The 18,879-nt window shown below is 41.3% G+C and carries 21 protein-coding genes and 1 other annotated feature; of the genes, 11 read left to right on the top strand and 10 right to left on the bottom strand.

What is annotated here, in order from left to right; all coding sequences use genetic code 11:
- Window position 1 precedes the first annotated feature (1 nt).
- The 4 genes from IGI94_RS14135 to IGI94_RS14120 are packed head-to-tail and all read right to left on the bottom strand — an operon-like array spanning window position 2 to window position 4,056.
- Window positions 2-286, bottom strand: a complete 285-nt coding sequence (locus tag IGI94_RS14135; RefSeq protein WP_008379369.1) for a PTS sugar transporter subunit IIB — start codon at window positions 284-286, stop codon at window positions 2-4.
- Window positions 287-301: 15 nt separating this feature from the next.
- On the bottom strand, window positions 302-1,639 hold the full coding sequence (locus IGI94_RS14130; protein ID WP_005233598.1) for a PTS galactitol transporter subunit IIC: 1,338 nt from the start codon (window positions 1,637-1,639) through the stop codon (window positions 302-304).
- Window positions 1,640-1,654: 15 nt separating this feature from the next.
- Complete coding sequence (locus IGI94_RS14125) at window positions 1,655-2,110, bottom strand: PTS sugar transporter subunit IIA (RefSeq protein WP_005233600.1); 456 nt, start codon at window positions 2,108-2,110, stop codon at window positions 1,655-1,657.
- Between the two features lie 2 nt (window positions 2,111-2,112).
- Window positions 2,113-4,056, bottom strand: coding sequence for a BglG family transcription antiterminator (locus tag IGI94_RS14120; protein ID WP_438899898.1), 1,944 nt, complete (start codon window positions 4,054-4,056; stop codon window positions 2,113-2,115).
- A gap of 555 nt (window positions 4,057-4,611) precedes the next feature.
- Here IGI94_RS14120 and IGI94_RS14115 point away from each other — a divergent pair.
- From IGI94_RS14115 to IGI94_RS14090, 6 genes are all read left to right on the top strand, one after another.
- Window positions 4,612-5,796: an FtsW/RodA/SpoVE family cell cycle protein gene (locus tag IGI94_RS14115; RefSeq protein WP_008379376.1), complete on the top strand. Its 1,185-nt coding sequence runs from the start codon at window positions 4,612-4,614 to the stop codon at window positions 5,794-5,796.
- A 9-nt stretch (window positions 5,797-5,805) separates the two neighbouring features.
- Window positions 5,806-6,183 (top strand): arsenate reductase family protein, encoded by a 378-nt coding sequence (locus tag IGI94_RS14110; RefSeq protein ID WP_008379379.1) that lies wholly within the window; start codon window positions 5,806-5,808, stop codon window positions 6,181-6,183.
- Window positions 6,165-6,503, top strand: coding sequence for a glycine cleavage system protein H (locus IGI94_RS14105; RefSeq protein WP_008379381.1), 339 nt, complete (start codon window positions 6,165-6,167; stop codon window positions 6,501-6,503). Before IGI94_RS14110 ends, IGI94_RS14105 begins: the two co-directional genes overlap by 19 nt.
- A 77-nt stretch (window positions 6,504-6,580) precedes the next feature.
- Window positions 6,581-6,830 (top strand) — a binding site (T-box leader).
- A gap of 71 nt (window positions 6,831-6,901) precedes the next feature.
- Entirely contained in the window at window positions 6,902-7,936 is a 1,035-nt protein-coding gene (locus tag IGI94_RS14100) for a methionine ABC transporter ATP-binding protein (protein WP_008379383.1), read from the top strand.
- Window positions 7,929-8,615 carry a methionine ABC transporter permease gene (locus IGI94_RS14095; protein WP_005233617.1) on the top strand — a complete coding sequence of 229 codons (687 nt, stop codon included), beginning with the start codon at window positions 7,929-7,931 and terminating at the stop codon, window positions 8,613-8,615. The genes IGI94_RS14100 and IGI94_RS14095 overlap by 8 nt, the downstream gene beginning before the upstream one ends.
- Window positions 8,616-8,659: 44 nt before the next feature.
- The gene (locus IGI94_RS14090) at window positions 8,660-9,514 is read left to right on the top strand and encodes a MetQ/NlpA family ABC transporter substrate-binding protein (protein ID WP_010749087.1); all 855 of its coding nucleotides are present in this window, start codon (window positions 8,660-8,662) and stop codon (window positions 9,512-9,514) included.
- A gap of 38 nt (window positions 9,515-9,552) precedes the next feature.
- Here the strand turns inward: IGI94_RS14090 and IGI94_RS14085 are convergent, their stop codons facing one another.
- The 3 genes from IGI94_RS14085 to IGI94_RS14075 all read right to left on the bottom strand — a co-directional run bounded on the left by IGI94_RS14085 (window position 9,553) and on the right by IGI94_RS14075 (window position 12,099).
- Window positions 9,553-10,605 (bottom strand): helix-turn-helix domain-containing protein, encoded by a 1,053-nt coding sequence (locus IGI94_RS14085; RefSeq protein WP_438899897.1) that lies wholly within the window; start codon window positions 10,603-10,605, stop codon window positions 9,553-9,555.
- Window positions 10,606-10,848: 243 nt separating this feature from the next.
- On the bottom strand, window positions 10,849-11,166 hold the full coding sequence (locus IGI94_RS14080) for a DUF960 domain-containing protein (protein ID WP_005233624.1): 318 nt from the start codon (window positions 11,164-11,166) through the stop codon (window positions 10,849-10,851).
- Between the two features lie 318 nt (window positions 11,167-11,484).
- Complete coding sequence (locus IGI94_RS14075; RefSeq protein WP_005227923.1) at window positions 11,485-12,099, bottom strand: 50S ribosomal protein L25/general stress protein Ctc; 615 nt, start codon at window positions 12,097-12,099, stop codon at window positions 11,485-11,487.
- 300 nt (window positions 12,100-12,399) lie between these two features.
- Here IGI94_RS14075 and IGI94_RS14070 point away from each other — a divergent pair, with 300 nt between their 5' ends.
- The 3 genes from IGI94_RS14070 (at window position 12,400) to udk (ending at window position 14,521) form a co-directional block, all read left to right on the top strand.
- On the top strand, window positions 12,400-13,116 hold the full coding sequence (locus IGI94_RS14070; protein WP_016612935.1) for a 16S rRNA pseudouridine(516) synthase: 717 nt from the start codon (window positions 12,400-12,402) through the stop codon (window positions 13,114-13,116).
- Window positions 13,117-13,130: 14 nt separating this feature from the next.
- Window positions 13,131-13,814: a YjjG family noncanonical pyrimidine nucleotidase gene (locus IGI94_RS14065; RefSeq protein ID WP_008379392.1), complete on the top strand. Its 684-nt coding sequence runs from the start codon at window positions 13,131-13,133 to the stop codon at window positions 13,812-13,814.
- Window positions 13,815-13,897: 83 nt separating this feature from the next.
- Window positions 13,898-14,521, top strand: a complete 624-nt coding sequence (gene udk / locus IGI94_RS14060) for a uridine kinase (RefSeq protein ID WP_005227927.1) — start codon at window positions 13,898-13,900, stop codon at window positions 14,519-14,521.
- Between the two features lie 351 nt (window positions 14,522-14,872).
- Here udk and IGI94_RS14055 read toward each other — a convergent pair whose 3' ends face one another.
- The 3 genes from IGI94_RS14055 to IGI94_RS14045 are packed head-to-tail and all read right to left on the bottom strand — an operon-like array spanning window position 14,873 to window position 17,352.
- The gene (locus IGI94_RS14055) at window positions 14,873-15,346 is read right to left on the bottom strand and encodes a GNAT family N-acetyltransferase (RefSeq protein WP_016612933.1); all 474 of its coding nucleotides are present in this window, start codon (window positions 15,344-15,346) and stop codon (window positions 14,873-14,875) included.
- 11 nt (window positions 15,347-15,357) lie between these two features.
- Complete coding sequence (locus IGI94_RS14050; RefSeq protein WP_005233642.1) at window positions 15,358-16,674, bottom strand: sensor histidine kinase; 1,317 nt, start codon at window positions 16,672-16,674, stop codon at window positions 15,358-15,360.
- Window positions 16,675-16,677: 3 nt separating this feature from the next.
- Window positions 16,678-17,352, bottom strand: a complete 675-nt coding sequence (locus tag IGI94_RS14045) for a response regulator transcription factor (protein WP_005233644.1) — start codon at window positions 17,350-17,352, stop codon at window positions 16,678-16,680.
- 131 nt (window positions 17,353-17,483) lie between these two features.
- On the opposite strand from IGI94_RS14045, the gene IGI94_RS14040 reads away from it, so the two are divergent.
- Both IGI94_RS14040 and IGI94_RS14035 read left to right on the top strand, forming a co-directional pair.
- Entirely contained in the window at window positions 17,484-18,206 is a 723-nt protein-coding gene (locus IGI94_RS14040; protein ID WP_438899896.1) for a polyphosphate polymerase domain-containing protein, read from the top strand.
- Window positions 18,196-18,873, top strand: coding sequence for a DUF4956 domain-containing protein (locus tag IGI94_RS14035; RefSeq protein ID WP_005233649.1), 678 nt, complete (start codon window positions 18,196-18,198; stop codon window positions 18,871-18,873). Before IGI94_RS14040 ends, IGI94_RS14035 begins: the two co-directional genes overlap by 11 nt.
- Window positions 18,874-18,879 lie beyond the last annotated feature (6 nt).

Below are 18,879 nucleotides of genomic sequence, written 5' to 3'. Positions count from 1 at the left end.
CTTATTCTTTGATTTTCTTTTCGATTTCCGCGTACATTTCTTCTGTACCAATCCCTGTTAAGAGTGGCAGCCCCATAATTACGCGATCTTTGATTGAGTCTGGAACAACCGTTGTACTCACCACGATGTCATAGTCATCAATTTTATTCATCTCATCTGCCACTTTGGATTGATACAGTTTCACTTGATCAGTCATCCCTTTTTCTTTCAGCCATTCTTTTACCTTGTTTGTTACAATTGTTGAAGTTGCAACACCTGTGCCGCACATAATCAATAGTTTTTTCATTATCATTTCCTCCTATTATTTTGATAGTTGTTTCTTGGGACGAATTTTATTTACATAAATCAATCCAAACAAAACAGAGACACCAATTATGGCTAAACCGCCCCAGCTTAATATTTTGGTTAAGCCGACATAAAGGAATGTGGTCCATAAACCACCTTCAGCCATAGCAGTGATCATAGAGTTTCCTTGTAGATCAAAGTTTGCGGATCGAGCAGCAGTAGTGACAAGCGGTGCTGCCCACGAAGTAATATAGAGAATGCTTACCATATAAATCGTTCCAGCAATTACTGTTCGAATGATGTTTCCTCCAAAAACAGCAGCCATCAAGCAAATCAGAAAGGGAATGGTTGCTAAATCACCAAAAGGTAAGGTCGTATTGCCAGGTAGAACTACGGCTAACAAAATAGTGATCGGAACTAGCAGCAATGAGGAAGAAAGGACAGCTGGATGACCAACCGATAATGCTGCATCCATACCGATGTAAAGCTCTCTTCCAGGAAACCGTTTTTTGACGAATTCATTTGCAGATTCAGAAATAGGCGTTAGACCTTCCATCAGTAAAGCAACCATTTTAGGCATCAAAACCATCACAGCGCCTGTTTGGACGGCTAATTGGCCGACACCTGCTGTGTCATATCCGGCAAGTATTCCCATGATGAGACCAATCAAAAAGCCCATAACAGTGGAGTCACCAAAGACACCAAATTTTTTCTGAATGGTTTCTGGATCTGCTTTCCAATCTTTTAGTCCCGGAATACGATCAAAGAGCCAATTCATCGGAAGTGCAAAGATGAATCCTGGTGCGGCGGTACCATGAGGAAAAGTGATATTAGGAAATCCGTAGAACTTATTAATGATCGGACCTAAAATATCTCCCATTAAAAGAATCATCATCAAATAGATGACGGTGGCCGCGATCCCCATTGCAAAGTCTCCAGTGAGGGCATAAATCAGAGAAGAGATGAAGGCTGCGTGCCAAATATTCCAAATATCTACATTCAATACTTTAGTCAGCCCTAAAATGATGAGTAGAACATTTAGGACCACACCAATCGGAATCGCAAGACTTCCTAAAATCGTCCCGTAAGAAATTGCCGCTGCGGCAGGCCATCCGACATCAATCGTTGTCAAATTTAATCCTAGACGTTCAACCATATGCTGGGCGGCAGGACCCAAGCTGCTGCTTAGAAGGTCAATCACCAAATTCAATCCAACAAACCCGACACCAACAGTTAAGGCTGAAGTAAAGGCTTTGCCAGGCTTGGTTCCCAAAATTATTCCAAAAATAAAAATTAAAATAGGCAAAACAACGATTGAACCTAGATCAACGAACCACTGTAATGCATTTAACATAATTGTTCCTCCTTTTTATTGCAGTCCATTTTTTTCAATAATCGAAAGATACGCTTCTTTAGTCGTTACTGAGGATAGGGCTTCCAAAACCCCTGGTGTTTGAAACATAGAGATAAGATTTTGTAGCATACCCAATTGCTCATGTGGTTCCTTCAATGCAAGCATGAACAACAGAGATACATCGATTTTCTTTTCTTGCGAACCCATTTCAATAAATGAAAGGGGAGAGGCAAGTGACATAAAAGCGACTTGGGATCGTAAAACAAATTTGCTGTCCGTATGTGGGATCGCTACCCCAATGCCGTTAATTTTTAAACCTGTAGGAAAGGTTTCTTCTCGCTGTACGATATTTTGATAGAACTGATCATTTACACAATGAGTTTTGATGAGTTCGTCTGCTAATAGTCGAAAAGCTTCCTCTTTTGTTTTAGAATCTTTTTCAAGTAACACGATTTGGTGATCAAAAAACATGATCAATTTCCTCCTCTTAACAATCTTTGATACAGTTCTTCTTGCGTTTGACTATTAACGATCCATTGAATTTCTTCGGCTGAGTTAAACAATCCGTAGATCGAAGCGATCAACTCTTTTGCCTCGATCATGTTTTCTTCAGCAATCGCAAGCAAAACAATTAGTTGGATTTTTGTGTCTCCCCAAGTAATTGGCGCATCGAGGGTGAGAAAAGCAAGTTTTGTTTCTTTCACTGTATGTGGATCAGCATGTGGAATGGCTACTCCCGTCTTTAAGCCAGTGCTTCCTAGTTCCTCTCGTTCAAATAGAGAATGCTTAAATTTTGTTGTAACAAGCTTTTTTTTCAGATAATCATCTGCTAAAAAATCCAGTACATCTTTTTTTGTTCGAAACTTTTTTTTGACAAAAAGGAAAGTAGGATCTAAATATTTTTGTAATAAAGTCGTTTTCTGGTATTTTTTTGAGTAAAAATTTTTCTCATTCTCATTAAGATTAGATATCTTTGCTGAGATTCTTCCTATTTCTTCGGTAGTAGGAAGCGGCGAAATATAAATAACTGGCGGTGCTGTAATGTCCAATGGAATAGTTGATATGATCAGATCAACAGCTTCAAGAGATGTACTGGCCAGTTTACTCAAAGGAATGATCTCCAATACGGTATCAGCAGCGATCGTCTGTTTGATACGGTTAAAAATCAACTCCGATGTAGCAAAACCTGATTGGCAAACAATTAGTATATGGTTAGTAATTTTTATCTTTTCAAAGGCTAACTGAAAATGGATCGTCAGAAAAGAAACTTCGTCTTCTGTTAATAAGATTTGAAATCGCTCCTCTAAATCTCCAATTGCATATTTGGTCAATGTATACATTGTTGAGTATTGTTTTTTGATACTTTTTATCAGTGGGTTTTTCAATAAAATCCCTGTCTTTGATCGATGGATCATGGGAACGATATGAGCCAACAATGTTTGCAGCAATAATTTATCTTGTGTCAGATCTGCGTTTAACATATGTGACATTTTTTGAATGATTTGTTTCGTACAATTTGTGATAGTAGATTCGTGAGGCTCATCCATTTGACCAAAAGGTTCGATGCCGTGTGCTAATAACAAGGAACATACATATTGAATATCTGTATCACTAAATTGAACAGGTAGTTGCTGTTGGGTCATTTCAGATAAATCAACCGCGATCATATAGAATTTCATTCGTCTAAGTTCGTCAAATACTAGATGCTCTTGTTTTTCAATGTGTTTATCTATAAGAAGTCTTGAAAGAAAAATTCGCAATGAAAGCTTCAAGGATTCAATAGAATAATTATTGACTGGATGGCCGATTGTTTGAGTCATGTCTGAGACAAATTTCTTCGTTAAATCGAGAACCTTAGAGTCAAAGAGATTGTTGACCAAAAGATTTTCACTGGCTTTGGCGTCGGTATACTTCTCTAAAAAAGATTTGAATACGTTTTGAGCAGCAGATTCAACTGAGGTTAGCTTGAGTCCGCTAGTAGTCATTTTTGTTGATACTTGATGGAATCGACAGAAAGCAACGATTTCATCAACATCTTTCTTTATTGACTGGTTACTAATATAAAAATATTCAGAGAATTCCTGATAATGCATTGGTTTTACTGAAAACAGATAGTTAGCGAAAATAAAGATTTTACGATAATTAGGTGAAAATAGTTCGAGTTTAGTCTCTTTTTTTGCTAACAATCGATAACCATTCTGTTTTGCTGATTCAGAACCAGATAAAAAGATTCCTTTTCTTGGTACTTTTTTGATAGCTAGTCCCGAATCTTTTAGTTTCTTTTCTAAAGTCGTTAAATTGTTATAAACCGTTTTTTGGGATACATTTAACTGCTTTTGAAAAAAAGAGGCAGGGCGAAACTCCGTTTGTTCTAATAGTAGTTGCAACAGTAGTTGTTCTCGATTATTTAAAATCATTGGTTCACCTCCGGAAGCGCTTCCTTAATTGTATTCTAGTGAAATTATGTGGTGGCGTAAATAACATTTCATTACCACATTAATGTGGTAAATAGGCTCGTCGTGCATCAATTTATATTCTGAGCAACTTAAGGGAAGTAGTCACAGGTTGCTATTTCTTTGAAACGAAAATAAGGTGGCAATTTTTGACTGATTTAAAGTTGCTTTGTTCGGTTACATTGAGTAAAGAATAATTAAAATAAAGAAGAATACTTAGAATAAGATATTTTATTAAGTAAGGAGAATAGACGAATTCAGCGAGTTTTCATTGAAAAGTATGTCGCTGAACTTCCTATCTAGTACATATACGATCGTTTTACTCTGATTGATCAGATATGAATCAGAATATAGCCCTTCTTTCATTGTAATTCTAAACAATTTCGGATTGTTTTTAACCCTCTTTTCCCGAAAATCATTAAAGTTTCTAAATTTTTTGTGAATGCTCATGGACAATCCTTTCTTTTCTCCTCAAATATCACTATAATGGATAAAGATTCTACAGAAGAGAGTGTGGACATGGAAAATTCACGAATAAAAACGAACGATAATCGAATTGACTACGGTGTGATTCTACCCGTATTTTTATTATGTCTGATTGGAGTGGCGTCCTTGTATGTGGCGTTGACGCATGATCCAAATAACCCGAATATGTGGCGAACCCTAGGGTTTCAAGCTTTATGGTATGTGTTAGGTATTATTGCGGTGATTATTATCATGCAGATCAAATCAAAATGGCTCTGGAAATTGACTCCCTATATTTATGGAGCTGGATTAGCCGTCATGTTGGCGCTGTTGAAATTTTATGACCGGACAATGGCTACCTCGACAGGGTCAAAAAACTGGTTCCGTTTTGGTCCCTTTACCCTCCAGCCTTCAGAATTGATGAAGATTGCCTATATTATGATGTTGGCCTTAGTCGTCACGCAGCACAATGTCAAGCATCGGGAACGGGATCTGAAAACAGATGGGTTGCTGATTGCGAAAATGTTGGCCGTCACGATTCCAGTACTGATCCTGATTACCTTGCAAAACGACTTTGGTACGATGCTGGTCTTTCTGGCGATTTTCGGTGGGGTCTTCTTGATGTCGGGGATCTCTTGGCGAATCGTTGTGCCAGTGATTGCAGCATTCGTGATTCTCGGTGGCGGAACGATTTTCTTAGTGACCACCGATGTTGGTCGTGAGTTGCTGTACAATACAGGGATCTTTAAAGAGTACCAATTCGCTCGTATCGATTCATGGCTAGATCCTTTTCATGATACTCAAGGGCAATCCTTCCAATTGGCGTACGCTCTGATGGCGATCGCCTCTGGCGGGATGTTCGGGAAAGGATTTAATGTCAGCGATGTGTATGTACCGGTCCGAGAATCCGATATGATCTTTTCGGTGATCGGTGAGAATTTTGGGTTTATTGGCAGCGCGTTTGTCATTTTATTGTATTTTATTTTGATCTACCGGATGATCCGGGTATGTTTCGATACCAACAATGAATTTTATGCCTACTTGGCAACTGGGATCATTATGATGATTCTCTTCCATGTGTTTGAAAACATTGGCGCAAACATCGGTCTCTTACCGTTGACGGGGATTCCACTGCCGTTTATCAGCCAAGGAGGATCTGCCCTATTAAGCAATATGATTGGGATCGGTTTGATTTTATCGATGCGCTATCAAGCTGAGACCGCACCAAAAACACTTTAAGGAGTTCACATGATTACATTTTATTGGTACCCAAAATGCAGTACATGCCGAAATGCGAAGCGTTGGTTAGAAGAGCACGAGATTCCCTTTGAAGCGATCGATATGGTGGCCACACCGCCTCAACCGGAACAATTGCTGGCTTGGATTCAATCAAGCGAAGCACCGTTAACCCGTTTCTTTAACACAAGCGGCATGAAATACCGTGAATTGCAATTAAAAGAAAAAGTGCCGACCATGACTGCCCAAGACGCAGCCGATGTGCTGGCAACCGATGGTATGTTGATCAAGCGCCCACTACTCGTTAGCGGCGACCGCTTTTTGATTAATGGATTTAAAGAAAATGAATATGAAGGAGTCTTACAAGAATCATGGAAAAGAAATGCTTAAGAAAAAAAGATAATTTGTGGGTTTTGTTTAACGGGAAAGAATATTGTGTCGGTTTAACAAAAGAAGCGCAAGAAGAACTTGGTGCGGTCACGTTTGCTTCGATTCAAAAAGCAGGAACTGCTTTAAAACAAGGAGAGACCCTTGTTGAGCTGGAAGCGGAAAAAGCAGTCAGTGAATTTCCAAGTCCATTGACGGGCGTGATTTCTTCCGTAAATGAAAAAATCGATCAATCCATTGATACCTTAAATGATGAAGACGAAATGAACGCTTGGCTTGTCAGCTTCAAAGAGGTTGACCCAAGTCAATTTGAAGACTTGTAAGTCAAATCTGTAAAAACGACTATTTTTTCAAAAAGAATTGACAGTCGGATAAGACGTTGCTATAATTTGCTCAATAAATGAATGCTTTGAAAAGAAGAGTACATGTTCTTAACGTACACAGAGAGCCCTGTTTGGTGCAAATGGGCAACGGAGAGAGGATGGAAGATGGTCTTTGAGCATGATAGGTGAGTGGAAACAAGCCTATCACGGGAGGCACCCGTTACAGTGCAGCAGTATGCGAAGCAATTCAAGTACTGAGCGAGGCTGTTGATGTGAATCGACAGTAAATCAAGGTGGTAACGCGGAAGTTGTGCTTTCGTCCTTTGTAACAGTATAATGTACAGAGGATGAAAGCTTTTTTTGTGTTTAACCAACCAAAGAGGAAAGATGGGAATAACATGGCATTAATCGAATTGTCGCATGTAAAAAAGTCATTCGGCAAAAAGCAAACGGCTGTCCACGCCGTCAATGATGTTTCACTGCAAGTGGAAAAAGGCGATATCTATGGAATCGTTGGCTACTCTGGTGCTGGGAAAAGTACATTAGTTCGTTTGTTGAACGGCTTAGAATTGCCGACAGCAGGAGATGTAGTCATTAACGGTCAAAATATTTTGGCATTGAAAAACAAAGAATTGAGAAACTTCCGTAAAAAAATCGGCATGATTTTTCAGCACTTTAATCTATTATGGTCTCGAACGGTGGCGGAGAACATCGAATTGCCATTGGAGTTGGCAGGCGTTGAAAAAGCAAAACGACGGCAACGGGCGCAAGAGCTGATCAAGTTAGTTGGGTTGGAAGGACGGGAAACTGCCTATCCGGCACAATTGTCTGGCGGGCAAAAGCAAAGAGTCGGGATTGCTCGTGCATTAGCGAATGAACCAGAAATTTTGCTGTGTGATGAAGCAACGAGTGCGTTAGATCCACAAACAACAGAAGAAGTGTTGGATCTCTTACTTTCCATCAATAAAAAATTGCATTTGACGATTGTGCTGATTACCCATGAAATGAACGTCATTCGTAAAATCTGCAACAAGGTCGCGGTGATGGAGCATGGGCAGATCGTTGAAGAAGGATCAGTACAATCGGTTTTCCGTAACCCGCAGCAAGAAGTGACCAAACGTTTTGTTCAGCAAGATTTGGAACCAGAAGAAGATGTTGAAGAACTACGGCAAGCCTTCTTACGAGAAAATCCGCAAGGGCATTTAGTGACCTTGACATTCACACAAGACAACGCCAATGAACCAGTCATTTCACAAGCGATCCGCCGCTTTCAGATCGATGTCAATGTCGTTTACGGAAAGATCCAACAAACCAATGAAGGATCCTTCGGCGGCTTGACGGTCTTATTGACAGGTGAAGCAAGTGAGGTCGAAAAAGCGATCGCCTTTTTCAAAGAGCAGCAAGTGGGCGTGGAGGTGATTGAACGTGGATAAGTCATTTGTAGAAACCTATTTTAATTTTGAAAAAGTCGACTGGACCAACATGCAGCAAGCCACTCTGGACACTTTGTTTATGACTTTTTTCTCAATGGTTTTAGTGGTTGTGATCGGTTTGCTTCTAGGATTGGCGCTTTATTCACTAGGGCGTAAACAAACGGCGGGAGCCAACATTTTCTATAATGTGGTTTCCATCATCAGTAACGCCTTTCGCTCAACGCCATTCATGATTTTGATGGTCTTGATCATTCCGTTTACAACATTATTAGTCGGTTCGTTCCTAGGGGCAAAAGCAGCGATCCCAGCATTAGTTTTATCGGCTGCGCCGTTTTATGCTCGGATGGTGGAAATTGCTTTTCGTGAAGTCAATCCTGGTGTGATTGAAGCCGCCGAAGCGATGGGCGCCAGTTACTGGGAGATCATTTATAAGATCGTGATTCCAGAAAGTGTTCCGGCATTGATTTCAGGACTGACGGTCACAACGATCTCAATGATTGGTTATACCGCCATGGCAGGTGCGATTGGTGCCGGTGGGCTAGGCGCTTTGGCTTGGCAAGAAGGATTTCAACGTGGAAATTACACTGTTACGCTTGTTGCAACAGTGATTATTTTAATTATCGTTTTCATTATCCAAGGGGTCGGCGATTTCCTTGCGAAGGCCACCGATAAACGGTAAATGAAACGAAGAACAAAAAGTGGAAAATATGGGAGGAAATGGATATGAAAAAGATTTTTGGTATTGCAACAACCTTATTGTTAACTGCCGCTTTAGCTGCTTGTGGAACGGGCTCAAATTCAGGAAGCTCTGATTCATCTGCGGCTGAGGGAGAATCAACAAAATTAGTGATCGGTGCATCGGTTACGCCTCATGCGGAAATTTTAGAACAAGCCAAACCTTTACTAGCAGAAGAAGGCATTGATCTTGAAATCAAAACCTTCGATGATTATGTGTTGCCAAACAAAGCATTGGAAAATGGTGATATCGATGCCAATTACTTCCAACACATTCCTTACTTGAACAAACAAATCGCAGACAATGGCTATGACTTTGTTAATGCCGGTGCGATCCATATCGAGCCAATGGGTCTTTACTCAAAACGAATCTCTGATATTTCAGAACTAGAAGATGGTGCAACGGTTCTTACTTCCACTTCTGAATCTGACTGGGGTCGTATCCTAACGATTTTACAAGATGCTGACTTGATTACCTTAAAAGACGGCGTTGATACAGAAACGGCAACCTTTGATGATATTGCTGAAAATCCGAAAAACTTAGAATTTAAACATGACGTCGATCCATCTCTTTTGGCGACTGCTTATCAAAACGACGAAGCAGACCTAATTGCCATCAATGCGAACTTCGCATTCGGGATCGATTTGAACCCAGCGGATGATTCTGTTTTATTAGAAGCGGATAATTCTCCTTATGTCAACGTGATCGCTGTCCGCAGTGGTGACGAAGATAGCGACAAAATCAAGAAATTGATTGAAGTGCTTCATTCAGACGAAATCAAAGACTTTGTTGAAGAACAATGGCAAGGTTCAGTGAAAATCGTTGATGCTGACGCAAAATAATTCACTGATAGTAAAATGATTTTAAAAAGAGCGTACCGCTATTCAAGTGGGCGCTCTTTTTGTTGCGGAAAGGCAATGATGGGTTGGAAGAAAGAGACGTCTTGCCAAATGCATTCATAGAGTAAGGGCAACTCGGGATGCTTCTTTAAAAGTTTTTCGTAGTGGGGAAGCTGTGTCAAGAAAGCACGGACCAAGCGTTGTGAACGTTCAGATAAGCGAGGATTTAATGGCGGGTAGACAAATAAATTGCCCTCCAATAATGCCCCCAGCAGATGGGCTTGGAAAATTTTCGGCAAAAGAACCTCTAACGGCTGCTCGATTGGATACTGTCTCAAAACTGGGGTGATGATTTGGCATAAGAGGCCAGATTCTTCTGCAGGTACATAGAAAGGCTCCAGTGTTAGAAGCTGTTTCCATAAAAACAAATAGCTGCGTTCGCCGACTAAGTAGAAACTTGGAACAAAGTGTTTGGGAAAAACTTGTTGAGTAAACGTGATTGATGTGTTGGGATAAAAAGCAGTTTTCCGTAACTGATGGATTTGTGTCAGCTCCTGAAACGCTTGATTGGGGGAGATAAGCGCTGGGTTTGCTAAGAGGGTAAGGCGAAAAAGCACATAGCGCAGTTGTCGTTCGTTGCCAGTGATTAAAGGATAACTGCGGCGATCGATAGCTAGTTGATAAGGTGCTAAAAAGTTAGAAAAGGATGAAAAGCGCCGATGCAAACTGGATGGGCTGAGATAATAGCGTTTGTAGAGATCTGCAAAGGAAATAGTCGGCATTTTTAACAAGAGCAAGAGTAGCTGATAATTTGCACTTTTATTGAATAATGCAGCAATCATTTCCATATGGGGGAGGGAGCAACTGGCTGATTGCTGCAAATGACGTTCTGCACGAATGTGCCCTTGTTGTACATCATAGTGGAAGAATGGGTCCTCGTTTAAATAGCTTGACAGCAGCCGGCGGATCGTTTTGACAGAGATATTTTGGGCGGAAGCAGCTTTATTCAAAGGCAGGGGATTTTCGGTTAAAAGTGTTGTGGAGAGTCGCAGCATTTGCATAATATCTTTTTCAAGGATATTTTTCAACATCATGCACCTCTTTCAGCTAAATTTTGCAACTGTCCTTATTATAAGGGAACTTCATTCGTTATTTTCACTCGCAAAAAATAGTCAATAAAACGTAATAAAAAACGATGTTTTTGTCGAGTATTTATTTGAAATTGCTGCTAGACAGAATTAAATGAAAGGAGGTATGCAAAAAAAAACCGCCTTCTAAAATAAAAAGGGTGGTTTTTTATATAGGTGTCGTTATAAAAAGAGAATGGCGAATGGGCGTTAACGAGTCTCGCTAGGCAATAAAATCGTTTGCCGTTGCCCATCGTCATATACATAGACTTTTTGGGGATACAGGTCGGAATACCGGTACGGTAGATCAACACCAAGTTCGATTTGACTTTGGGCTTGAGAAAAAAGCAGGGTGACACGACCATGATTGTTTTGGACTTCAAAGGTGAGCAGATTTGTCAACGGAATAAACCCTTTTAAATCAAGATCAATGATTAACCATATACTATCGATCAGTTCGCTAGGTAGTGTTTGAACAATACCGCCAGAAGCGTAACGACTGCGGTGATCATCAAATGTTTCAAACATAATAAACCCCTCCTTCAAGTAGGCTTGCCATTAACATCAAATTTGTCTATTTATCATAATGAAGAACCGTCAAAAATGCAACTACTTCTGCTTTTCTTTTTGGTCAGCGACGCATTTTAACTATTTTCTTAAAAATTTGTTGGGTTGGCTGGACCAAGCTTTCCCAAAGACGTCTTTCAATGGGAAATAGTCAGTTGCAGCATACCAGCTCTTCGTAAGAATGAAAAGGACTCTTGAAGGGAAATCCCTTCAAGAGTCCTACATTTCTTAGAAGTGTCTGTTGATTGAAGACGTGATCTTAAGAACGGTGTTCTATGATTACTCTTCGTCTTCACCGATAACTGCTGGTTCAGCAGCTTCGCCGGCTTCTTCATCTTCAGAGATTTCTTGTGGTTCAGTAACCGCAACGATTTGTTCTTCTGGATCGGTCACGATCGTGTACTCGTCGTTCTTAGGCAGATCAGCCACTGTTAATGAATCGCCGATCTCTAATGACGTCACATCGATCTCAACACGTTCAGGCAATTTGTCTGGTGTTGCTGATACAACGACTGTATACAAGTTTTGTGCTAGAACACCACCAGCTTTGACACCAGCAGATTCGCCAATTAAGGTTACTTCTGCTTCTACTTCTGTTTCTTCATTCATATCGACAGATAGGAATTCAACATGGGTTAAATTGCGTGTGAAGGTATCTGATTGATACTCTTTGATCAGTGTATTGACTTTTTTGCCTTCTAAACTGATCGTGATTACGGTATTCAATCCATTTTCACGCAAGATTTTTTCTAATTCTGCTGCATTGACAGCAATCGGTGTGCTTTCTACTTTGTACCCATTGACAATTGCAGGTACTTTTCCTTCGTGACGCAACTTGTTCCGTAAAGAACGTGGGCGAACTTCTCTTTTCGTAACTTCTAATGATACTGACATAACTCAATTCCTCCTAAAATTTTCTCGTTAGTAACGAGATTTTTTAAGCAAATTTTGTTAACTCTGCACATTAAGTGGTACGTGAGTAAAAACACGCAAAAGGGCAGTTGTGTACACAACTGCCCCAGAAAGTTTTGGTTCAACTTTTCTCCACCAGGTCATAACGCTGTGTATGAGAAACTATATTTACTTTACTCTTTAACCTTACGCAAAAAGACAAAGAAAGTCAAATCATTTGAAATCCTGGCAGTTTCCTTTCGCTAGATCCTAAGCTATAATAGCCACTATGGAGAAAAATTTATGCGTTTAGATAAAGTGATCGAGCAACAATTGAATACATCTCGGAAAGAGATGAAACGGTTGTTCCAGCAAGGAAAGGTCTTTGTGGATCATAGGATTGAGCGAAGGCCCGAGCGCAACGTCGATAGCAGCTTGCATCAAATCATGGTTGCGGGGCGGCAGTTGGAAACACAGGAACGCTATTATATCGTCAACAAGCCCAAGGGTGTCGTTACAGCCAATCTGGATCAACAGCACCAGACAGTGATCGCTTTGATTGCACCCGAAGATCAACATCCTGATCTTTATGCCGTCGGTCGATTGGATCGGGACACGGAAGGGTTGGTATTAGTTACGACGAATGGTCAGTTAGGCTATGACTTGCTGCATCCCACCAAAAAGGTGACCAAGCGATATGAAGTGGTGGTCAATGACTTGGTGACTCCTGAGGATGTGGCGGCATTTGCTGCAGGGATCACCTTTCATGGTGGTGTCACTTGCAAACCAGCTGCCCTAACGATCATCGATGCCCGAGCGGATCATTCCTTTGTTTCGTTAGAAATTGCTGAAGGCAAGTTCCATCAAGTGAAAAAGATGTTTTTATCCCGAGGGAAAAAAGTCATTCAGCTGAAACGAACAGCGATGGGTTCGCTGGTTCTACCAGATGATTTAGCAGTGGGCAGTTATCGCTCGCTGACGCAAGAAGAATTAAAAGGACTGGCGGCGCATTTCCGCTGAGAAAGAGGGAGAAAATGAAGTATAAAACATTATTATTTGATGTCGATGACACGATCCTCGACTTTCAAGATACCGAAGATCAAGCCTTAAAAGCACTGTTTGAAGCTCATGGCTTGGAAATGACTCCAGAGCGCAAACAAAGCTATCAAACGATCAATCATGATTTGTGGCAGCAGTTTGAGCAAGGGAAAATCACGAGAGACCAAGTCATCAATGAGCGTTTCGGCTTGTTTTTTGAAACGCAAGGCATTCAGGTCGATAGTCCAGCAGTTGAATTGGCGTACCGAGAATTTCTAAATGAAGGACATAAACTGTTAGACAACAGTGATGAGATCTTAGCGGAGTTGGCGCAGCATTTTGACCTATACGTGGTTACGAACGGGGTTTCTGAAACCCAGTACCGTCGCTTGGAAGATGCCAAATTGAAGCCCTATTTCCGTGATATTTTTGTTTCAGAAGACACGGGTTATCAAAAACCAATGAAAGAATATTTTGACTACGTGTTTGCCCGCATACCAAACGTTAAAAAACAAGAAACAGTCATTATTGGCGATTCACTGACTTCAGATATCTTAGGCGGACAATTGGCAGGGATCGACACGATTTGGTTTAATCCAAAGAAAAAAAACAGTGGTGAGATTCAGCCTACCGTTGAGATCGAACGTTTGCAGCAATTACTTCCTTTATTGCAGCACTGATTCTACAGAAACAGTAGTAATTTGCCGAATTTTCGCTATAATAGAACCAGTGTGAATTTTTTAAGATGAAAGAGGTTAATTGAATGACGAATGGCAAGCCCATTATTATTGGTGTGACAGGTGGATCAGGTAGTGGAAAAACAAGCGTGAGTCGGGCGATCTTTAATCATTTCCCCAACCATTCTATTATGATGCTTGAACAAGACTCCTACTATAAAGACCAAAGTGATCTGAGCTTTGAAGAACGGTTGAACACCAACTATGACCATCCTTTTGCATTTGATACTGATTTGTTGATCGATCACTTGCAGCAGCTGCTTGCATATCAAACGATCGAAAAACCTGTCTATGATTATGTCGCTCATACTCGCAGCGAAGCAACGATCATTCAAGAACCCAAAGAAGTCATTATCTTGGAAGGGATCTTGATTTTAGAAGATGAGCGATTACGTAATTTAATGGATATTAAACTTTATGTTGATACAGACGATGATATTCGCATTATTCGCCGAATCAAACGTGATATGGAAGAACGTGGCCGGACGTTGGATTCTGTGATCGAACAATACTTGACGGTCGTAAAACCGATGTATCATCAATTTATCGAACCGACAAAACGGTATGCTGATGTCATCGTACCAGAAGGCGGCGAAAACCACGTAGCCATTGATTTGATTACGACCAAAGTAGCGACCTTCTTATCCTAAGTTTTTTTAACCGTCGATGGGAATGTTTCTATTGAAAAGTAACCATTGATTCATGAAAAACTGCTGATAAGTGCTCTTTCTTGAAAGATGTTTATCCGCAGTTTTTGATTTTATAAAAAAAAAAACAGTAGTATTCCGACTAATTTTATGGTAAAGTAATCATCATGCGACGAGTCGAGAAGGTCTAGCATTAGCTGACCAGATTGATAGCAGAGGCACACCGCGTAAGCAACCTACCGGATTTGTAGGGTGTCGGAATATTCCTTTTGTGGAGATAGGGTATTCTACTAGCAATAGTACTGTGAGTGAAAAAAGCTGTGAACAATTTTGTTCACAGCTTTTTTTGTTTATTTACGTGAGAGAACAGCGATAGATGGTGGAAGACTCTCCCCAAGGGTGGTAGCCAGTGCCGATCGGTTCGAAAGCAAACTGCTCATAAAAAGTAGAAAGATCCGTACATAGATACAGAGAATCAAAACCAGCTCCAGCAGCGCGCTGTTTAGCTGTTTCGATCAAAAGGCGGGCACCGCCTTGGCCACGCCACAAAGGGTCCACATACAAGGCGCAAAGCCAAGGCGTCAAATCCATCCGACTGATGAAGTCGTTGGGGATCAAGCCGCCGCAGCCGATGATTTGATAAGGTCCGTCTGCTGCGATTTCTTCGTTGACCAGCAGTAGCCATTGCGGCAAAATGCTTGTTGAAAAACTATGGGTCAGGCTGTCTTCATAAACCATGAGGGAATCGGGGCCAGCCCACTGTTTTTGGAAGTAACGGATCGCTTCTGCTAAGTATTCAGGGTGTTCTTTAAGGGTGATGACCTGCATTTTTTTCTCCTTTATCCTTCTTTAGGTAAGCGAATCTGAAAAATAACCCCTCGTGGCTGCAGATCTTTGACCAGAATTTGTCCTTTGTGCTCTTCGACGATTTGCTTGGCGATCGCTAAGCCTAAACCATAGCCGCCGGTCTCCTTGGAGCGAGAACGATCCTCGCGGTAGAAGCGGTCAAAGATGCGAGCTTTCTCTTCATCGGAAATAGTTGGTCCCGTGTTTTTGACCTCGATCAGCCATTGCTTGTTAGAAATCTCCGATAAGAGCGTAATTTTATCACCACTGCTGGTATATTTTAAGGCATTATCTAGGAGAATCACGAGGACTTGATGAATTTTCTTTTGATCAAAGCAAGCGGTCGTTTTGGCAAAATTTTCGACAATAAAATGTTTTTGATCCAGTTCGGCAATTTCTTTGAAAGGTTTGACTAAGTCATCGATAAACGGAACTAATTCGACGGTTTCTTTCGTTAACAGCAGTTGATTGGAATCACTGCGGGCAATCGTTAGTAGATCAGCCGTTAATCCAGTTAGCCGTCGGGTTTCCGCTAACGCTTGTGCAATGCTTTCAGATTCTTCAATGATCGTATGATTGGGCTTGGTAAACAGGCGCTCCAGACTATTTTGAATGATCGTCAATGGTGTGCGCAGCTCGTGAGAAGCATTTTCGACAAATTCTTGTTGTTTCTTCCACGAGGCTAAAATTGGGCGCATGTTCAAGCTGGAAAGCAAGTAGCTGATCCCGATCGAGAGAATCCAGAAAAAAATCATCGATAAAATCAAGATGGTTTGGAAATTGTTCATGGCATTTTTGATTTGATTGGTGTTCGCTAAGACTTGGATATAGCCGACCCCGGCGTCATTGGTTGGGGCTTTGGTGGTGATTGAGCGAAACAAAAGTGTCTCTTCTTCCTCTGACAAGGACTGATCCACCACTGAAAAAGACGTGATACTGTCTAAATGGCTCGTATCTAAAGATAGACTTGCCAATTGTGAAAAACGGCCGCCTAAAGTCTGTTTGTTTAAAATCTCGCCGTCCTCAGACCAGAGGATCAACTGGGTGTTGAAGCGATTGGTACCAGGGATCTTCGGCATTGCACTATCTGGTGGCAATACCTCTAGATTGGATTGCGAAGCGCTGATCTCAGCTTGGATCAAGCGGGTATCTTTGACTGCTTGTTCCAAAGAAATATCGGTTTGACGATAAGCCGATTGGTTGAATAATTGGAGCACGATCGTTCCTAAAAGTAAGAAGACCAAAGCAAAGGCACTGACATTTAGGAGAAAGGAGTGCAGCCGTTGTCTCTTAGAGCGTTCTTTATTCATAGACTAGGCTCCTTGCATAATATAGCCGACATTTCGCAACGTACGGATCTCTTTGTCGATTCCTGTCTGGCGCAAGTGTTTTCGCAGATTGCTCATGTAGACTTCTACGACAGTCAGGGTCGTTTCTGAATCGAACCCCCAGATGCGATCAAAAATCTGTTCCTTGGTCAAAATAATGTTTCTATTTTGTAGAAAATAGAGCAGTAGCTCAAATTCTTTCCCTTGAATCGGTAAAAGCTCCCCTTGATAGCTGACCTCGTTGGTGCCAAGGTTACAGAGCAACCCATTATATTCCAGTGTATTTTCATTGAACAAACCTAAGGAGCGTTTTAGCAACGCTTTGATCCGCATCAATAATTCTTCCCGATAAAAAGGCTTAGTCAAATAATCATCAGCCCCTTTTTGAAAGCCGGTTACTTTGTCTTCTAAGCCGTCTTTGGCTGTTAAAATCAGGACGGGTGTTTGGAGTCCTTTTTTTCGTAATGCTGAAAGCACCTCATAGCCGTTCATCTCAGGCATCATCAAGTCAAGAATAATCAAGTCATAGATCCCCGTTTCCGCCTCGTACAAGCCTTCACTGCCATCATATGCTTGCGTGACTTCACCGATTTCGCTGACGATCTCTTTCATATTTTCAGATAATGTTTTGTCATCTTCGATTACTAATAATTTAATCATGTTCCCACCTCTTTAAGGATAAGAATAGCACGAATAGCATAAAAAATGCTTAAAAAAACTGTTTTGTCTTAAGCTGCATTTAAGATAGCTGCCGTAAATTCAGTGCATGGATTTCAAGGGAGGAACATTTTATGAAATTAAAAAAAGTCTTTCAAAGAAAAGAGACGAAATATCTATTAACTAAGGAGCAATTTCCAGCATTTCTTGGCGAGTTGCAGCAAAAAATGACGATCGATGAATATGGGCAACACACGATTATGTCCTTGTATTACGATACCCAGGATTACCGCTTTATTCGTCATTCGATGGACAAACCGAAATACAAAGAAAAATTTCGGGTCCGCAGCTATGGGGTACCGACAGAGCAACAGTTGATTTTTTTAGAGATCAAGAAGAAAGTCAGTGGCGTGGTCTACAAACGCCGCGTTCCGATGCCCTATGCTGACTATTGCCGCTGGTTGCAAACGGGGGTCTTGCCGTCAATGGAGGAAGCCCCGCAAATCGCCGCGGAGATCCACTGGTTATTTAAGAAAAACCCGGACCTGCTACCAAAAGTCTTGATTGCCTATGATCGCCTGTCGCTGTTTGTTGATGATGATAGTGAATTTCGCGTGACGTTCGATCAAAACATTCGCTTTCGCACCTGCGATCTCATGTTAGGTTCCGGTAGTGACGGTGCACTAGTAGCACCGGAAGTCGGAGTGTTGATGGAAGTCAAAGCCCTCGGCTCTTATCCAATATGGTTTGTGGAACTGCTGAACAAATACAGTGTGCGCAAAGGCAGCTTTTCAAAATATGCCCAAACCTATCAACGGCATTTATTCAAGAAGGAGGAACGGTTACATGTTATCTAGTCTATTTTCTGGCGATACGAGCACCCTTGAATGGAGTAGCTTATTGATCTGTATCGCCGCCTCATTGCTTTTAGGATTATTAGTGGCAGCGATCCATATGATCCGCAATGTCTATACGAAAAACTTCGTCATTACCTTGGCAGTCTTACCGATTCTCGTTCAATCGGTGATCATGCTAGTCAACGGCAATCTTGGCACAGGGGTGGCGATCTTAGGTGCCTTCAGTTTGATTCGTTTCCGCTCGGTTCCCGGGGGTTCTAGAGAGATTACCAGCGTCTTTTGGTCGATGGGGATCGGTCTGGCAACTGGGATGGGGTATGTCGGCTATGTTGTCATTTTTTCCATTATCGTGGCGCTTTTCTTGACCCTTTTATATACGATGCCCTTTGGCGATCGACAAGCCACGAGTGAACGGGAACTGAAGGTCACGATTCCGGAAGATTTGGATTATCCACAATTATTCGATGATCTCTTTGAAAAATATACGCATTCTGCCAAACTGACATCGGTTCGAACGACGACGATGGGAAGCTTGTATGAATTGCGCTATCAGTTGCTGTTAAAAGACCAAGCGCAAGAAAAGCAAATCATTGATGAAGTTCGGGTTCGTAATGGCAATTTACCTGTTGTTTTAGGCAAGCTCACCGCTAACCGCGATGAGCTGTAGAAGGAG

Source organism: Enterococcus sp. AZ149, assembly GCF_051714285.1.
In the GTDB taxonomy this organism is placed as follows: Bacteria; Bacillota; Bacilli; order Lactobacillales; family Enterococcaceae; genus Enterococcus_D; species Enterococcus_D entomosocium.
The sequence above is the reverse complement of the archived record's forward strand: the minus strand, read 5'-3'. Positions and strand labels throughout refer to the sequence as shown.

Excerpts from the sequence above, each read along its gene's own strand:
- IGI94_RS14135 (WP_008379369.1), bottom strand. The coding sequence starts at position 286 with ATGAAAAAACTATTGATTATGTGCGGCACAGGTGTTGCAACTTCAACA.
- IGI94_RS14130 (WP_005233598.1), bottom strand. The coding sequence starts at position 1,639 with ATGTTAAATGCATTACAGTGGTTCGTTGATCTAGGTTCAATCGTTGTT.
- IGI94_RS14125 (WP_005233600.1), bottom strand. The coding sequence starts at position 2,110 with ATGTTTTTTGATCACCAAATCGTGTTACTTGAAAAAGATTCTAAAACA.
- IGI94_RS14120 (WP_438899898.1), bottom strand. The coding sequence starts at position 4,056 with ATGATTTTAAATAATCGAGAACAACTACTGTTGCAACTACTATTAGAA.
- IGI94_RS14115 (WP_008379376.1), top strand. The coding sequence starts at position 4,612 with ATGGAAAATTCACGAATAAAAACGAACGATAATCGAATTGACTACGGT.
- IGI94_RS14110 (WP_008379379.1), top strand. The coding sequence starts at position 5,806 with ATGATTACATTTTATTGGTACCCAAAATGCAGTACATGCCGAAATGCG.
- IGI94_RS14105 (WP_008379381.1), top strand. The coding sequence starts at position 6,165 with ATGGAAAAGAAATGCTTAAGAAAAAAAGATAATTTGTGGGTTTTGTTT.
- IGI94_RS14100 (WP_008379383.1), top strand. The coding sequence starts at position 6,902 with ATGGCATTAATCGAATTGTCGCATGTAAAAAAGTCATTCGGCAAAAAG.
- IGI94_RS14090 (WP_010749087.1), top strand. The coding sequence starts at position 8,660 with ATGAAAAAGATTTTTGGTATTGCAACAACCTTATTGTTAACTGCCGCT.
- IGI94_RS14085 (WP_438899897.1), bottom strand. The coding sequence starts at position 10,605 with ATGATGTTGAAAAATATCCTTGAAAAAGATATTATGCAAATGCTGCGA.
- IGI94_RS14080 (WP_005233624.1), bottom strand. The coding sequence starts at position 11,166 with ATGTTTGAAACATTTGATGATCACCGCAGTCGTTACGCTTCTGGCGGT.
- IGI94_RS14075 (WP_005227923.1), bottom strand. The coding sequence starts at position 12,099 with ATGTCAGTATCATTAGAAGTTACGAAAAGAGAAGTTCGCCCACGTTCT.
- IGI94_RS14070 (WP_016612935.1), top strand. The coding sequence starts at position 12,400 with ATGCGTTTAGATAAAGTGATCGAGCAACAATTGAATACATCTCGGAAA.
- IGI94_RS14065 (WP_008379392.1), top strand. The coding sequence starts at position 13,131 with ATGAAGTATAAAACATTATTATTTGATGTCGATGACACGATCCTCGAC.
- udk (WP_005227927.1), top strand. The coding sequence starts at position 13,898 with ATGACGAATGGCAAGCCCATTATTATTGGTGTGACAGGTGGATCAGGT.
- IGI94_RS14055 (WP_016612933.1), bottom strand. The coding sequence starts at position 15,346 with ATGCAGGTCATCACCCTTAAAGAACACCCTGAATACTTAGCAGAAGCG.
- IGI94_RS14050 (WP_005233642.1), bottom strand. The coding sequence starts at position 16,674 with ATGAATAAAGAACGCTCTAAGAGACAACGGCTGCACTCCTTTCTCCTA.
- IGI94_RS14045 (WP_005233644.1), bottom strand. The coding sequence starts at position 17,352 with ATGATTAAATTATTAGTAATCGAAGATGACAAAACATTATCTGAAAAT.
- IGI94_RS14040 (WP_438899896.1), top strand. The coding sequence starts at position 17,484 with ATGAAATTAAAAAAAGTCTTTCAAAGAAAAGAGACGAAATATCTATTA.
- IGI94_RS14035 (WP_005233649.1), top strand. The coding sequence starts at position 18,196 with ATGTTATCTAGTCTATTTTCTGGCGATACGAGCACCCTTGAATGGAGT.